Genomic DNA, 15537 nt, shown 5'->3' on the forward strand with positions numbered 1-15537 from the left:
TTTATTTCCCCATCCGCTGACGGCTGAGGCGGGCCAGCCATTCGGAAATCAGCAGCGATACCAGCGCCAGCGCAATCGAAATCAAGCATAAACGCGCGGCCGCACCTTCTCCCCCGGGGGTCTGGATCAGGGTATACATGGCCGAAGGAATGGTGCGCGTTTCGCCGGGAATATTGGAAACAAACGTGATGGTGGCGCCGAACTCGCCCAGCGAGCGGGCGAAAGCCAGCACGGTGCCAACGATAATGCCGGGTAGCGTCAACGGTAACGTAATAGTGAAAAACACCCGCCAGCGGCCAGCGCCGAGGGTACGCGCCGCCTGCTCGAGCTTGATGTCCACCCCTTCCAGCGCGAGGCGAATGGCCCGCACCATCAGCGGAAAGGACATCACCGCCGCCGCCAGTACCGCGCCGCGCCAGCTAAACGCGAAGCTCAGACCAAACCAGTCATACAGCCAGCTGCCGATAAAACCGCGTCGCCCCATCGCGATCAGCAAGAGATACCCTACCACCACCGGTGGCAATACCAGCGGCAGGTGGAGAATGCTATCGAGCAGCGCTTTACCGGGAAAATCTCGTCGCACCAGCAGCCAGGAGAAAAAGATGCCAAAAGGCAAGCTCAGTACCACCGCCAGGGAGGAGACTTTCAGGCTCAGCAGTACCGCCTGCCATTCAGGATCGCTTAAGAACATTAGTGGGTAGTAAATCCGTAACGTGTAAAGATGGCGGAAGCTTCCGGCCCTTTTAAATAGTCATAAAACGCGCTGACCGTGGCATTTTTATGGCCGTCGACGATTGCCAGCGGATATTCCACTTTCTTATGCGAATCTTCCGGGAAGGTACCGACAACTTTTACCCCCTTGCTGGCGACCGCATCGGAGCCGTAAACGATCCCCAGCGGCGCTTCGCTGCGTTCAACCAGGGCCAGCGCGCCGCGCACGTCTTCTGCCGGCGCCAGCTTCGGCGACAGGGTTTCCCAGGCTCCCAGCTTTTGCAGCGCCTCTTTCGCATAGATGCCAGCAGGCACGTGTTCCGGGTCACCTACGGCCAGGCGGCCGCCTTTCAGCAGGCTGGTCCAGTCGGTTTTATCACTGATGTTTACCTCGCCCTGCGCGCTGGCTTTTGGCGCCACGACAACCAGGCTGTTACCGAGAAGGGTCGCGCGCGAGGCGGTATCAATGCTCTTTTTCTCGACCGCGTAATCCATCCATTTTTGATCGGCGGAGATAAACAGATCCGCCGGCGCCCCCGCTTCAATCTGCCGTGCCAGGGTCGATGAAGAGGCAAATGAAGAAACCACCTCCACGCCCTTCTCTTTTTTATACTCTTTGGCGATATCCTGCATGGCGTTGGTGAGCGATGCCGCGGCAAAAACCGTCACTTTGCCCTCTTCCGCCAGCGCGTGGCCCGCAACGGAGAGCGTTAACGTTGCTCCGGCAAAAAAGCGTAACCATTGACCTGTCATCTGAATCTCCCGTCGGTTCGTTATGTAATAGACAATATAACGATAGCGCCAGGTTTTTCCCAGCGAAAATTAGGGGTAATCAGCGTTCGAAAAATGGAGGGGGGAAGAAATAAGAACGCCCGGCAGAACCGGGCGCGGGGGAAATCAGTGATTTTGCGGTCTGCTGTCTTTATGACCGGCTCCGGAGAAGAGGTTAAACACTTCGCCCAGCCCGTAAATCAGGCCCAGAATGACCGCCATCACCACAGGGACCATGACTACGGCAAAAACCAGACTTTTCAATAGCTCTAACATGGTTGGCTCCAGAAAGTACGAATAGTTTATTGTAACCAATTCAGCCGGAAAAACACGCCCCATTTGTGCGGTGCCCCGCTGGCCACCGTGAGAGATGCATCTTGCAAGATGACCGCTATCGGTCACAATACCCTTTTTCATCAGGATATGATTATGCAGGCTGAAATTCTTCTTACCCTCAAATTACAGCAGCGCCTGTTCGCCGATCCTCGCCGTATCGCCCTGCTGAAACAGATTGAACAGACCGGCTCGATTAGCCAGGGGGCAAAAAACGCGGGCATTAGCTATAAAAGCGCCTGGGATGCGATTAATGAAATGAATCAGCTCAGCGAGCAGACCCTGGTTGACCGGGCGACCGGCGGCAAAGGCGGCGGCGGCGCGGTCCTCACCCGCTACGGGCAGCGGCTGATTCAGCTCTACGACCTGCTGGCGCAGATTCAGCAGAAAGCGTTCGATGTCCTGAGCGATGATGACGCCCTTCCCCTCGACAGCCTGCTGGCTGCCATTTCGCGATTCTCTCTGCAGACCAGCGCGCGCAACCAGTGGTTCGGCACCATTACCGGCCGCGACCATCAGCAGGTCCAGCAGCACGTTGACGTTCTGCTGGCCGACGGCCAAACCCGCTTTAAGGTCGCGATTACCGCCCAAAGCGCCGATCGTCTGGGCCTTGAGGAAGGCCAGGAAGTACTAGTGCTGCTGAAAGCGCCGTGGGTTGGCATTACTCAGGATGCCGCACAGGCGGAACGGGCCGACAACCAGCTGGCCGGACGTATCAACCACATCGAACGCGGGCCGGAACAGTGTGAAGTGCTGATGGCGCTCCCGGATGGGCAGAGCCTTTGCGCCACCCTGCCGGTGGAACAGACGCGCGATCTGGCGGAAGGGGCGGAGGTGATAGCATATTTTAATGCCGATCGCATCATTCTTGCCACGTTGTGCTAACGGCATTGACATTGCGCTCGCGAAGACGTATCCCTGAAGCAAATCGCTGCAAAAAGTGGGATACACAATGTCATTGTTGCAAATTTCGCAAGGCACGTTTCGTCTTAGCGATACAAAAACGTTAAATATTGAACACCTCCGCGTGCAGGCTGGCGAGAGCTGGGCTTTCGTCGGCAGCAACGGCAGCGGGAAATCGGCGCTTGCGCGGGCGCTCTCCGGCGAGCTGACCCTGCTAAGCGGGCAGCGTGAGTGCACCTTCTCGCGCATCACCCGTCTCTCTTTTGAGCAGCTGCAAAAGCTGGTCAGCGATGAGTGGCAGCGCAATAACACCGATTTGCTCAGCCCGGGAGAAGAAGACACCGGCCGCACGACGGCGGAAATTATCCAGGATGAGTTTAAAGACCCCTCCCGCTGCGCCCGCCTTGCTGAACAGTTTGCAATTAGCCACCTGCTCGAACGCCGTTTTAAATATCTCTCAACCGGCGAAACGCGCAAGACCCTGCTGTGCCAGGCGCTGATGGGCGATCCCGACCTGCTTATTCTTGATGAGCCGTTCGACGGTCTTGATGTCGCCTCGCGCCAGCAGCTCGCCGGGATGTTGGCCGCGCTGAACGGCGAAGGTATCACCCTGGTGCTGGTCCTCAATCGTTTTGACGAGATCCCGGCGTTCGTTCAGTATGCCGGGGTGCTGGCGGACTGCGTGCTGAGCGAAACCGGCGAAAAGCAGGCCCTGCTGCAGCAGGCGCTTATTGCCCAGCTCGCGCATAGCGAAAAGCTTGACGGCATGACGCTGCCGGAGCCCGACGCACCGGCAGCGCGTCTTGCGCTGGACGCCGAAGCGCCGCTCATCGTGCTGAACGACGGCATAGTTTCGTACAACGATCGTCCGATTATTAACCGCCTGAGCTGGACGGTGAACCCTGGCGAACACTGGCAGATAGTCGGCCCCAACGGCGCCGGTAAATCCACGCTGCTCAGCCTGATCGCCGGCGACCATCCTCAGGGATACAGCAACGACCTGACCCTGTTTGGCCGCCGCCGCGGCAGCGGTGAAACCATCTGGGATATCAAAAAACATATTGGCTACGTCAGCAGCAGCCTTCACCTTGAATACCGCGTCAGCACCAACGTGCGTAACGTGATTCTCTCCGGCTACTTCGACTCAATCGGCATCTATCAGGCCGTTTCCGACAAGCAGCATAAGCTGGTGCAGAACTGGCTGGATATTCTGGGTATCGACAAACGCACCGCCGATGCGCCGTTCCATAGCCTCTCCTGGGGGCAGCAGCGGCTGGCGCTGATCGTCCGCGCCCTGGTCAAACACCCCACTCTGCTGATCCTTGACGAACCGCTGCAGGGGCTGGACCCGCTCAACCGCCAGCTGGTGCGCCGCTTCGTTGATGTGCTGATTGGCGAAGGGGCGACGCAGCTGCTGTTTGTCTCTCATCACGCCGAAGACGCCCCGGACTGTATCACCCACCGACTGGCCTTTGTGAGTAGTGGAGACGGTTACACTTACCAGCTGGATCCGCTGTAAAATTAAGCCTGTACAGGGGTCTGCTGATCCCTGTTTTTTTCAGAATAATAGCTACCAGACATAACATCATCCTGTTTTTAAAACAAAAAAACTCAAATGGGCTGTTTAAAAATTTTAGTGTAAACGATTCCACCAATTTGGCCTGTGTCACACTTTTGGCTTCTTTGGTATGCTATCTTCTTCTCACACGATAAGCCTATTGGAGCGAATCATGAAAGTACTGGTTACAGGTGGTAGCGGTTACATTGGAAGTCACACCTGCGTTCAACTGCTACTGCAGGGACACGAAGTGATTATTCTCGACAATCTCTGCAACAGTAAGCGCAGCGTATTGCCAATCATTGAACGTCTCGGCGGGAAAAGCGCCACCTTTGTCGAAGGCGACATTCGTAACGAAGCGCTGATGACGGAAATTCTCCACGATCACGCCATTGAAGCGGTGATCCATTTCGCCGGCCTGAAAGCCGTCGGGGAATCCGTCGCTAAGCCGCTGGAGTACTACGACAACAACGTAACCGGCACACTGAAACTCGTTTCCGCCATGCGCGCCGCGGGCGTGAAAAACTTTATTTTCAGCTCCTCCGCGACCGTCTACGGCGACCAGCCCAAAATCCCTTACGTCGAAAGCTTCCCGACCGGTACGCCTCAGAGCCCTTACGGTAAAAGCAAGCTGATGGTTGAGCAGATCCTGACCGACCTGCAAAAAGCGCAGCCGGACTGGAGCATCGCGCTGCTGCGCTACTTCAATCCGGTCGGCGCGCATCCGTCGGGCGATATGGGGGAAGATCCGCAGGGTATTCCGAACAACCTGATGCCGTATATCGCGCAGGTCGCGGTTGGCCGTCGTGAATCGCTGGCGGTATTCGGCAACGACTACCCAACCGAAGATGGCACCGGCGTGCGCGACTACATTCACGTGATGGACCTGGCAGACGGACACGTCGCGGCGATGGAAAAACTGGCCGATAAAGCCGGCGTGCATATCTATAACCTTGGCGCAGGCGTCGGCAGCAGCGTGCTCGACGTGGTCAACGCATTTAGCAAAGCCTGCGGCAAACCGATTAACTACCACTTCGCACCGCGCCGCGAAGGCGACCTCCCGGCCTACTGGGCGGACGCTGAAAAGGCCGATCGCGAGCTGAACTGGCGCGTGACGCGCAACCTTGACGAAATGGCGCAGGACACCTGGCACTGGCAGTCCCGTCATCCGCAGGGTTATCCCGACTAAGGAACCTTCATGAGCGTATTTAACCCCGTCGACCATCCACATCGTCGTTATAACCCGTTAACCGGGCAGTGGATTCTGGTTTCTCCGCATCGCGCCAAGCGCCCCTGGCAGGGGGCGCAGGAAACGCCGGCAAAACAGACCTTGCCCGCGCACGACCCGGACTGTTTCCTGTGCCCGGGTAATACCCGCGTCACCGGCGACAAAAACCCGAACTACACCGGTACGTTTGTTTTTACCAATGACTTTGCGGCTTTGATGACCGATACCCCTGACGCCCCGGAAAGCGACGACCCGCTTATGCGCTGTCAGAGCGCCCGCGGTACCAGCCGGGTCATCTGCTTCTCGCCAGACCACAGCAAAACGCTGCCGGAACTGAGCGTAGAGGCGCTGGAAGGCGTGGTTAAAACGTGGCAGGAGCAGACCGCCGACCTCGGGAAAACCTACCCGTGGGTGCAGGTCTTTGAAAATAAAGGCGCGGCAATGGGCTGCTCCAACCCACATCCGCATGGCCAGGTGTGGGCAAACAGCTTTCTGCCTAACGAGGCGGAACGCGAAGATCGTCTGCAAAAAGCGTACTTCACCGAGCACGGCGCGCCGATGCTGGTGGATTACGCGCAGCGCGAATTAGCCGACGGTAGCCGCACCGTCGTCGAGACCGAACACTGGCTCGCGGTGGTCCCTTACTGGGCAGCGTGGCCCTTCGAGACGCTGCTGTTGCCGAAAGCGCACGTACAGCGCCTGACTGATTTAACCGATGACCAGCGCAGCGACCTCGCGCTGGCGCTGAAAAAGCTGACCAGCCGTTACGACAACCTGTTCCAGTGCTCATTCCCCTACTCTATGGGCTGGCACGGCGCGCCGTTTAACGATGAAGAGAATAATCACTGGCAGCTGCACGCGCATTTTTATCCGCCGCTGCTGCGCTCCGCGACGGTGCGTAAATTTATGGTCGGCTATGAAATGCTGGCTGAAACCCAGCGTGACCTGACGGCCGAGCAGGCCGCCGAACGTCTGCGCGCTGTAAGCGACGTCCATTTTCGCGAATCCGGAGTATAACTATGAGTCTGAAAGAGAAAACCCAAGCCCTGTTTGCTGAGAAATTTGGCTATCCGGCCAGACATGTTATCCAGGCCCCTGGCCGCGTTAACCTGATCGGCGAGCATACCGACTATAACGATGGGTTCGTGCTGCCCTGCGCCATTGATTACCAGACGGTCATCGCCTGTGCGCCGCGCGACGATCGTACCGTGCGGGTGATTGCCGCCGATTACGACAATCAGACCGATGAATTCTCTCTCGACTCGCCGATTACCAGCCACGATACCCAGCAGTGGTCAAACTATGTCCGCGGCGTGGTGAAGCATCTCCAGCAGCGGAATAACGCTTTCGGCGGCGCGGATCTGGTCATCAGCGGCAACGTGCCGCAGGGCGCGGGGTTAAGCTCCTCGGCTTCGCTGGAAGTCGCCGTCGGCACCGTGTTCCAGCAGCTGTACCATCTGCCGCTCGACGGCGCGCAAATCGCGCTGAACGGCCAGGAAGCGGAAAACCAGTTCGTCGGCTGCAACTGCGGCATTATGGACCAGCTGATCTCCGCGCTCGGTAAAAAAGATCACGCGCTGCTGATCGACTGCCGCTCCTTGGGGACCAAAGCGGTCTCGATGCCGAAAGGCGTCGCGGTGGTGATTATTAACAGTAACTTTAAGCGCACTCTGGTCGGCAGCGAATACAACACTCGCCGCGAACAGTGTGAAACCGGCGCGCGTTTCTTCCAGCAGCCGGCCCTGCGCGACGTCACGTTGCAAGAGTTCAACGCCGTCGCCCACGAGCTTGACCCGGTGGTCGCCAAACGCGTTCGCCACGTGCTGACTGAAAACGCCCGCACCGTAGAAGCCGCCGCGGCGCTGGAAAAAGGCGATCTGCTGCGGATGGGCGAGCTGATGGCGGAATCCCACGCCTCCATGCGCGATGATTTTGAAATCACCGTCCCGCAGATTGATACCCTGGTGGACATCGTCAAGGCGACCATCGGCGATAAAGGCGGCGTCCGCATGACCGGCGGCGGTTTCGGCGGCTGTATCGTCGCCCTGGTGCCGGAAGATCTGGTCGAGACCGTACAGCAGGCCGTTGCCAAAGAGTATGAAGCGAAAACCGGTATCAAAGAGACCTTTTACGTCTGCAAACCGTCGCAGGGAGCTGGACAATGCTAAACCCAACAACGGAACTGGCGCCGGACGGCCAGCCGTGGAATCTCCTCACCCTGCGTAACGACGCAGGCATGACGGTCACCGTAATGGACTGGAGCGCGACGCTGCTCTCCGCGCGCGTGACGCTGGCCGACGGCAGCGTACGCGAAGCGCTGCTCGGCTGCGCGACCCCTGGCGACTATACGCGCCAGGCCGCCTATCTCGGCGCTTCCGTAGGCCGTTACGCGAACCGTATCGCCAACAGCCGCTTTTCCCTTGATGGCCATAGCGTTAATCTGACGCCCTCCAACGAGGCCGGCCATCAGCTGCACGGCGGTCCTGAAGGATTTGATAAGCGCCGCTGGCAGATTGTCAGCGCCGACGATCGTCACGCGCTGTTTTCACTCTCCTCCCACGATGGCGATCAGGGGTTCCCCGGCAATCTGACGGCTACGGCGCACTACCGCCTGACCGACGATAATCGTATCGCCATCGAGTATCGCGCCACCGTTGATCAGCCCTGCCCGGTAAACCTGACCAACCACGTCTATTTCAATCTTGATGGCGTGCAGAGCGACGTGCGTAGCCATAGGCTGCAAATCTTTGCCGATGCGTATCTGCCCGTTGAGAGCGACGGTATTCCGGGAGGCGATTTGCAAAACGTCACCCTGACCAGCTTCGATTTCCGCACGCCGAAGATGCTGGCGGACGATTTCCTGCGCGATGAAGACCAGCAAAAGGTCAAAGGTTACGACCACGCCTTTCTGCTCCAGGCGCTGGGCGATGCCAAAAGCCCGGCGGCTCACGTCTGGTCGCAGGACGAAAAGCTGCAGATGACGGTCTATACCTCCGCTCCGGCGCTGCAGTTCTACTCCGGCAACTATTTGGCCGGCACGCCGTCGCGCACCGCGCAGCCTTACGCTGACTGGCAAGGTCTGGCTCTGGAGAGCGAGTTCCTGCCGGATTCACCGAACCATCCGGAATGGCCGCAGCCGGATTGCGTACTGCGCCCCGGCGAAGAGTACGTCAGCCTGACGGAATATCAGTTTATTGCGAAATAATATCCAGCCCTCCTGATGGAGGGCTTTTTTTATCCTTTCGCTGAAAAATACGCCACTTACAGACAAAAACATAACCTCTGTTTTACAAGCACCTTACACTGAGCGACTATTTTCGCTATGGTTAGGGATAAGCATTGCCGTGAGGTAAGTCGCGGCAATATAATGAGAATAGTTATCAATCAATAAATATACACACTACAGATTTCGGGTCGCATCAAAGCGGCGAGAAAGATGACGTGTATTGAGGAGTAAGTGTATGGCTGTAACTAAGCTGGTACTCGTTCGTCACGGCGAAAGCCAATGGAACAACGAAAACCGTTTCACCGGTTGGTATGACGTTGACCTGTCTGAAAAAGGCGTGGGTGAAGCAAAAGCGGCCGGTAAGCTGCTGAAAGAAGAAGGCTTCAGCTTCGACTTTGCTTATACCTCTGTGCTGAAACGTGCCATCCACACCCTGTGGAACGTGCTGGACGAACTGGATCAGGCCTGGCTGCCGGTAGAAAAGTCCTGGAAACTGAACGAGCGTCACTACGGTGCGCTGCAGGGCCTCAATAAAGCGGAAACCGCTGAAAAATACGGTGACGAGCAGGTTAAGCAGTGGCGTCGCGGCTTTGCGGTAACGCCGCCGGAGCTGACCAAAGACGACGAGCGCTACCCGGGTCACGATCCGCGCTATGCAAAACTGACCGACGCTGAGCTGCCTACCACCGAGAGCCTGGCGCTGACCATCGACCGCGTCGTACCGTACTGGAATGAAACCATTCTGCCGCGTCTGAAAAGCGGTGAGCGCGTGATTATCGCCGCTCACGGTAACTCCCTGCGCGCGCTGGTGAAATACCTCGACAACATGGGCGAAGCAGAGATCCTCGAACTGAACATCCCGACCGGCGTACCGCTGGTGTATGAGTTCGACGAGAACTTCAAGCCTATTAAACATTACTATCTGGGTAACGCCGACGAGATCGCCGCGAAAGCCGCTGCCGTAGCGAACCAGGGTAAAGCGAAGTAATTTTCGCGGGATGTAAAAAAAGCGTGGAGCACTCCACGCTTTTTTATTTTGAGACTTGCCGTAAAACCTAACCGCGGCGCGCTTTTACCGCATTCGCCAGCTGACGAAGCAGCGTATCGGTATCTTCCCACCCGATACAGGCATCAGTAATGCTTTTACCGTAGGCCAGCGGCTCACCGCTGTCGAGGCTCTGATTGCCTTCCACCAGATGGCTTTCGATCATCACGCCCATAATCGCCCGCTCGCCGCCGGCAACCTGCTGGCATACGTCTGTGCCGACATCCATCTGCTTTTTAAACTGTTTGCTGGAGTTGGCATGGCTGAAATCGATCATGATCTGAGCGGGCAGGCCTGCTTTCGCCAGACCCACCTTCACTTCTGCCACGTGCTGCGCGCTGTAGTTCGGCTCTTTACCGCCGCGCAGGATAATATGGCAATCGCTATTGCCGCTGGTGTTCACAATCGCCGAATGTCCCCATTTGGTCACCGACAGGAAACAGTGCGGCGCGCCGGCGGCATTGATGGCGTCGATAGCGACTTTAATGGTGCCATCTGTGCCGTTTTTAAAGCCTACCGGGCAGGAGAGGCCGGAAGAGAGTTCGCGGTGCACCTGTGACTCGGTGGTACGCGCGCCAATCGCGCCCCAGCTCATCAGGTCGGCAAGATACTGCGGGGTGATCATATCGAGGAACTCCCCGGCCGCTGGCAGTCCGCTGTCGTTAATATCAAGCAGCAGCTTGCGCGCGATCCGCAGACCATCGTTGATGCGGAAGCTGTTATCCATATGCGGATCGTTGATCAGCCCTTTCCAGCCCACGGTGGTGCGCGGTTTTTCAAAATACACGCGCATCACGATTTCCAGCTCGCCTTTAAGCTCTTCGCGAAGCGCGAGCAGACGCTCGGCATACTCTTTTGCCGCCGCCGGATCGTGAATGGAGCATGGACCGATCACGACCAGCAGCCGATCGTCATGACCTTTAAGGATCTGGTGGATCGCTTTGCGCGCATGCGCAACGGTGTTGGCGGCGTTTTCGGTAGCGGGGAATTTTTCCAGGAGCGCAACGGGAGGTAATAATTCGTTGATCTCTTTAATGCGTAAATCGTCGTTCTGATAATTCATCTTATTTCCAGCGTTGCCATACTTATCTAGTTAAATGCAATCCCTCCAATCTATCTCTTCACTCAAAAAGTGTAAACGTGATTTTACAGTGGCGGCAGAATATTCCTGGAAATAGGCTAAAAAACGCCATAAAGTCGCGGAATAGTGGCCACAAGCTATAATTTTTAACTGTTAGAACTTAATTTTCTTTAGCATTCAGCATTATATATTAATGCCGCTCGCTAACAGCGAAGCTTTAACCACAACGAGTAGAACCTCCGGCAATGCACTGTTGGAAGAGGTAATTCGGTAAATCGATATAACAGGAGCATCCAATGAAAATGAACAAGCTAACCAGTCTTCTCCTCGCAGCAACCCTGGGCCTGGCCAGCGGCGCGGCGCTGGCCGCCGATACCGGCGCGCAGTCGAACAACGGGCAGGCCAATTCGGCAGCCGACGCGGGTCAGGTCGCCCCAGACGCGCGTGAAAACGTGGCGCCAAACAACGTGGACAACGGTAAAATTAACGCCGGTTCCACCGATACCGGCGGCACCATGCTCCACCCCAACGGCTCCACCATGAACCACGACGGGATGTCGAGCGATGAAGTCCACAAAAACTCAATGTGCAAAGATGGCCGCTGCCCGGATACCGATAAAAAGGTCGGCCAGGACGAGGCGACGAAAACCGACGGTACCACCCAATAATCTGCGCGGTATCCGCCCGGAAGGAGAGCTAAGGCTCTCCTTTTTTCATTTTATTCACCCCAAGAGGTGAATCATGTCATAAAGTAATCATCAAAATAATAATGTAGGGATGGCACCATGGGGCAATCACACTCGCATAATTCTCCGCAATCCACCGAAGATAATAATGCCCGTCGGCTGCTGCTGGCGTTCTGCGTCACGGCCGGATTCATGTTGGTTGAGGTTGCAGGCGGACTCATTTCAGGTTCGCTGGCGCTGCTGGCCGATGCCGGGCATATGCTGACGGACGCCGCAGCGCTGCTGTTCGCCTTTCTGGCCGTGCGTTTCGCCAGTCGCCCGCCTAATGCTCAACACACCTTTGGCTGGCTGCGGCTGACCACGCTGGCGGCCTTTCTCAATGCTATCGCCTTAGTGGTCATTACGATATTAATCGTCTGGGAGGCCATTCAGCGTTTTCATCATCCGCAACCGGTAGCCGGTAAAACCATGATGATCATCGCCGTTGCCGGCCTGCTGGCCAATATTCTGGCCTTCTGGATCCTCCATCGCGGCAGTGAAGAGCGTAACCTCAACGTGCGGGCCGCCGCTCTGCATGTGCTGGGGGATCTACTCGGTTCGGTTGGGGCCATTATTGCCGCAATCGTGATCATCACCACCGGCTGGACGCCTATCGATCCTATTCTGTCCGTGCTGGTATCGTGCCTGGTTCTGCGCAGCGCATGGCGTTTGCTGCAGGAGAGCGTTAATGAGCTGCTGGAGGGCGCGCCGCGTTCGCTTGACGTCGACGCCTTAAAGCGCGATTTGCGCCGCTCGATACCGGAAGTTCGCGACGTACACCACGTTCATGCGTGGCTGGTTGGAGAAAAAACGGTGATGACGCTGCACGTGCAGGTGGTACCGCCGCACGATCACGACGGCCTGCTTGAACGAATCCAGGGCTTCTTACAGCATAAGTATGAAATTGAACACATTACGGTTCAGATGGAGTATCAGCCCTGCAGCGGCCCGGAGTGCCGTCTGAACATGACGCACGCCGGGCATGGACATCATCATCACCATTAGCGGGAAAACGCGTGAGAGCCGCGCTCACGCGCGCTGTTAATCCACATACGGCTGCCGTTGAGGGCGATGAAGGTCAGCAGCAGATATTCGAGCGACATCGCATAAACGCCCTGCAGGGCGAAAATAACCACGCTGATGACGTTGATAATCACCCACAGCAGCCAGTTTTCGACGTATTTGCGCGTCATCAGGATCATCGCCGCAACCGAGAGAACCATCATGCAGGAGTCCCAGAACGGGAAAGCGTCTGGCTGCAGCGCCGGCATAGCAACCTGCAGGCCCAGGGTGTGCATCAGCGCGACGGCAATCCTGGTCAGAAACGCAAAAACCGGATCGATAAATACCGTCATCAGGCCAATCGCCACCACGCAGGCCGCCAGCCAGCCTAACGCTTTCGGCAGCGGCAGCCAGCGGATTTGCAGTTCCGCCTGGTTATCGCTGGTTTGTCGTGACCAGGCGTACCAGCCGTAGACGTTGGCCGCGAAGAAAAAGATCTGCAGCAGAAGGCTGGCGTAGAGCTGGATCTGAAAGAAGATAATGGCAAACAGCGTGACGTTGATCAGCCCAAACGCATAGTTGGCAATCTTCTCCAGGCTCGCCAGCCAGATGCACAGCAATCCTGCGACGGTGCCTACCGCTTCAATCCACGACAGGTCATATCCTCCTGCGCCAATGGGTATATGCACTAATATGTTCTGCGTACTAAAAAAATCCATCTTATCCCCAGAGCGTTCTGTAACGCAGTAATGAGCTATCCCCGAAGTGTAGCCGCAAAATCGAGCATTCTGTTTAGCGGAACCAGCGCCCCGGTTCGCAGCTGTTCATCAACGTGAATTTCATGTTCAACGCCTCCCTTTTCCAGCCCTTCCGCAATCGCCTGCAGGCCGTTCATCGCCATCCACGGACAGTGGGCGCAGCTGCGACAGGTTGCCCCTTCGCCTGCCGTAGGCGCTTCCAGCAGCTCTTTTTCCGGTACCGCCTGCTGCATTTTGTAGAAAATTCCGCGGTCGGTGGCGACGATGAGCTGCTTGTGCGGCAGCGTTTTAGCGGCATTGATCAACTGGCTGGTTGACCCCACCGCGTCAGCCATATCGACAATCGCCTGCGGTGATTCCGGGTGAACCAGCACCGCGGCCTGCGGATAAAGCGCCCGCATTCTCGCCAGCGCTTGAGTTTTGAATTCATCATGAACGATGCAGGCACCCTGCCAGCACAGTACGTCGGCGCCGGTCTGTTTCTGCACATAGCTGCCTAAATGGCGGTCCGGCGCCCAGATGATTTTTTCACCCATGCTATCAAGATGCTCAATGAGTTCCACAGCGATGCTCGACGTCACAACCCAGTCGGCGCGCGCCTTTACCGCCGCTGAAGTATTGGCGTAGACCACGACCGTACGATCCGGATGCGCATCGCAGAAAGCGCTAAACTCCTCGATCGGGCAGCCCAGATCGAGCGAGCACTCCGCGTGGAGCGTGGGCATCAGGATGGTTTTTTCCGGGCTGAGGATTTTCGCCGTTTCTCCCATAAAGCGCACGCCGGCGACCAACAGCGTCGAGGCAGAATGTCGGGCGCCGAAGCGCGCCATCTCCAGGGAATCGGAGATACAGCCGCCGGTCTCTTCGGCCAGTTGCTGAATTTCGGGGTCGGTATAGTAATGGGCCACCATCACCGCATCGCGCTCGCGCAGCAGGCGTTTAATTTTTTCGCGATAAAAGTGCTTCTCATCGCGGTTTAACGGCATGGGCTTCGGAGGAAAAGGATAAATCGCCGCTTCCGGGTCAAACATTACGCTCATCTTGCAGTCTCGTTTCACTGGCTTAACTTTCAGACCGTAATAATGCCTGAAGAAAGGTATTAACCGGTCATGGTGTTTTATATGCTAAACAAGATAGCCGATTGTGCAGAAAATGTCGTGAGGAATTTTTCCCACAGGGAGCATTTCCCGGAGGCGATGCTGCGCATCTGTCCAGGCTGCCAAACCTGCAGAACGCACGAATCTGTAGCCCGGGCAAGGCGCGTCAAGCGCCGCCCCCGGGATGAAGCCACGCAAAGGCATCAGGCCGTCACATTTCCCGGAGGCGATGCTGCGCATCTGTCCGGGCTGCTAAACCTGCAGAACGCACGAATCTGTAGCCCGGGCAAGGCGCGTCAAGCGCCGCCCCCGGGACGAAGCCACGCAAAGGCATCAGGCCCGGCACATTTCCCGGAGGCGATGCTACGCATCTGTCCGGGCTATTGGCCTGTGCCAATTGTAGCCACGGTAAACGCAGCGCGACGGTAGAATAACGCAGCATTAAGGTATTGCGGATTGTTGTGATTTTCGAGGAAATGGCAGATAGCAAAAAAGCGCCTTTAGGGCGCTTTTTTGCATTGGTGGGTCGTGCAGGATGACTCGCTTCGCTCGCCCTACGGGCCGTTGCTGACGCAACGTTATCCTTCACGCTTAACATCTGAGTTTGATGTTAAATTGGTGGGTCGTGCAGGATTCGAACCTGCGACCAATTGATTAAAAGTCAACTGCTCTACCAACTGAGCTAACGACCCCTTGCGGGTTTACTGCTAACTGGAACGATTCAGGATGGTGGGTCGTGCAGGATGACTCGGCTTCGCCTCGCCCTACGGGCCGTTGCTGTCGCAACGTTATCCTTTACGCTTACTACTACTGCTCACCTAAGCATTGGTGGGTCGTGCAGGATTCGAACCTGCGACCAATTGATTAAAAGTCAACTGCTCTACCAACTGAGCTAACGACCCGCTCGGGTACTGCCTGAATATTCTTCACTCGTCACCAATTCGAAATTGGTGGGTCGTGCAGGATGACTCGCTTTCGCTCGCCCTGCGGGCCGTTGCTGACGCAACGTTATCCTTCACGCTTAACATCTGAGTTTGATGTTAAATTGGTGGGTCGTGCAGGATTCGAACCTGCGACCAATTGATTAAAAGTCAACTGC

The 15537-nt window shown here is 56.7% G+C and carries 15 protein-coding genes, 2 tRNA genes and 1 other RNA gene; 9 read left to right on the forward strand and 9 right to left on the reverse strand.

The features are described from left to right. Position 1: 1 nt before the first annotated feature. The 3 genes from modB to SIK97_RS26520 all read right to left on the reverse strand — a co-directional run bounded on the left by modB (position 2) and on the right by SIK97_RS26520 (position 1758). Positions 2-691 (reverse strand): molybdate ABC transporter permease subunit, encoded by a 690-nt coding sequence (gene modB, locus SIK97_RS26510; protein WP_004848997.1) that lies wholly within the window; start codon positions 689-691, stop codon positions 2-4. Then, positions 691-1464, reverse strand: coding sequence for a molybdate ABC transporter substrate-binding protein (gene modA / locus SIK97_RS26515; protein WP_047724234.1), 774 nt, complete (start codon positions 1462-1464; stop codon positions 691-693). Before modA ends, modB begins: the two co-directional genes overlap by 1 nt. Before the next feature lie 144 nt (positions 1465-1608). Continuing rightward, a complete protein-coding gene (locus tag SIK97_RS26520; RefSeq protein ID WP_004848993.1) occupies positions 1609-1758 on the reverse strand; it encodes an AcrZ family multidrug efflux pump-associated protein in 150 nt (49 codons plus the stop codon). Between the two features lie 153 nt (positions 1759-1911). Between SIK97_RS26520 and modE the strand changes: the two genes are divergently transcribed. From modE to gpmA, 7 genes are all read left to right on the forward strand, one after another. After that, the gene (gene modE / locus SIK97_RS26525; RefSeq protein WP_004848991.1) at positions 1912-2700 is read left to right on the forward strand and encodes a molybdenum-dependent transcriptional regulator; all 789 of its coding nucleotides are present in this window, start codon (positions 1912-1914) and stop codon (positions 2698-2700) included. Between the two features lie 67 nt (positions 2701-2767). Then, positions 2768-4237 carry a molybdate ABC transporter ATP-binding protein ModF gene (modF, locus tag SIK97_RS26530; protein ID WP_014228466.1) on the forward strand — a complete coding sequence of 490 codons (1470 nt, stop codon included), beginning with the start codon at positions 2768-2770 and terminating at the stop codon, positions 4235-4237. A gap of 211 nt (positions 4238-4448) precedes the next feature. Next, the gene (galE, locus tag SIK97_RS26535) at positions 4449-5465 is read left to right on the forward strand and encodes a UDP-glucose 4-epimerase GalE (RefSeq protein WP_004130603.1); all 1017 of its coding nucleotides are present in this window, start codon (positions 4449-4451) and stop codon (positions 5463-5465) included. A 9-nt stretch (positions 5466-5474) separates the two neighbouring features. Beyond that, complete coding sequence (galT, locus tag SIK97_RS26540) at positions 5475-6521, forward strand: galactose-1-phosphate uridylyltransferase (RefSeq protein WP_004848986.1); 1047 nt, start codon at positions 5475-5477, stop codon at positions 6519-6521. A 2-nt stretch (positions 6522-6523) separates the two neighbouring features. After that, positions 6524-7672 carry a galactokinase gene (gene galK, locus SIK97_RS26545; RefSeq protein ID WP_032748787.1) on the forward strand — a complete coding sequence of 383 codons (1149 nt, stop codon included), beginning with the start codon at positions 6524-6526 and terminating at the stop codon, positions 7670-7672. Beyond that, positions 7666-8709 (forward strand): galactose-1-epimerase, encoded by a 1044-nt coding sequence (galM, locus tag SIK97_RS26550; RefSeq protein ID WP_057173533.1) that lies wholly within the window; start codon positions 7666-7668, stop codon positions 8707-8709. The genes galK and galM overlap by 7 nt, the downstream gene beginning before the upstream one ends. A 256-nt stretch (positions 8710-8965) precedes the next feature. Continuing rightward, positions 8966-9718 carry a 2,3-diphosphoglycerate-dependent phosphoglycerate mutase gene (gpmA, locus tag SIK97_RS26555; protein WP_004100351.1) on the forward strand — a complete coding sequence of 251 codons (753 nt, stop codon included), beginning with the start codon at positions 8966-8968 and terminating at the stop codon, positions 9716-9718. Between the two features lie 67 nt (positions 9719-9785). Here gpmA and aroG read toward each other — a convergent pair whose 3' ends face one another. Further along, positions 9786-10838, reverse strand: a complete 1053-nt coding sequence (gene aroG, locus SIK97_RS26560; RefSeq protein WP_014228462.1) for a 3-deoxy-7-phosphoheptulonate synthase AroG — start codon at positions 10836-10838, stop codon at positions 9786-9788. 314 nt (positions 10839-11152) lie between these two features. On the opposite strand from aroG, the gene SIK97_RS26565 reads away from it, so the two are divergent. Together SIK97_RS26565 and zitB are read left to right on the forward strand one after the other, a co-directional pair. Continuing rightward, positions 11153-11524 (forward strand): YbgS-like family protein, encoded by a 372-nt coding sequence (locus SIK97_RS26565; RefSeq protein ID WP_025108131.1) that lies wholly within the window; start codon positions 11153-11155, stop codon positions 11522-11524. A gap of 117 nt (positions 11525-11641) precedes the next feature. Further along, positions 11642-12586, forward strand: coding sequence for a CDF family zinc transporter ZitB (gene zitB / locus SIK97_RS26570; protein ID WP_014228460.1), 945 nt, complete (start codon positions 11642-11644; stop codon positions 12584-12586). On the opposite strand, the gene pnuC is transcribed toward zitB, so the two are convergent. The 5 genes from pnuC to SIK97_RS26600 form a co-directional block, all read right to left on the reverse strand. After that, a complete protein-coding gene (pnuC, locus tag SIK97_RS26575; protein ID WP_014228459.1) occupies positions 12583-13302 on the reverse strand; it encodes a nicotinamide riboside transporter PnuC in 720 nt (239 codons plus the stop codon). The genes zitB and pnuC overlap by 4 nt on opposite strands. 35 nt (positions 13303-13337) lie before the next feature. Further along, a complete protein-coding gene (gene nadA, locus SIK97_RS26580) occupies positions 13338-14381 on the reverse strand; it encodes a quinolinate synthase NadA (protein WP_004848967.1) in 1044 nt (347 codons plus the stop codon). A gap of 673 nt (positions 14382-15054) precedes the next feature. Next, positions 15055-15130 (reverse strand) — tRNA-Lys (locus tag SIK97_RS26590). Between the two features lie 134 nt (positions 15131-15264). Then, positions 15265-15340, reverse strand: a tRNA-Lys gene (locus SIK97_RS26595). 46 nt (positions 15341-15386) lie between these two features. Continuing rightward, a non-coding RNA gene (locus SIK97_RS26600) (RtT sRNA) lies at positions 15387-15537 on the reverse strand; the annotation flags it as partial.

The sequence above is a fragment of the Klebsiella sp. JN_Kp126 genome, from assembly GCF_033843325.1.
In the GTDB taxonomy this organism is placed as follows: Bacteria; Pseudomonadota; Gammaproteobacteria; order Enterobacterales; family Enterobacteriaceae; genus Klebsiella; species Klebsiella michiganensis.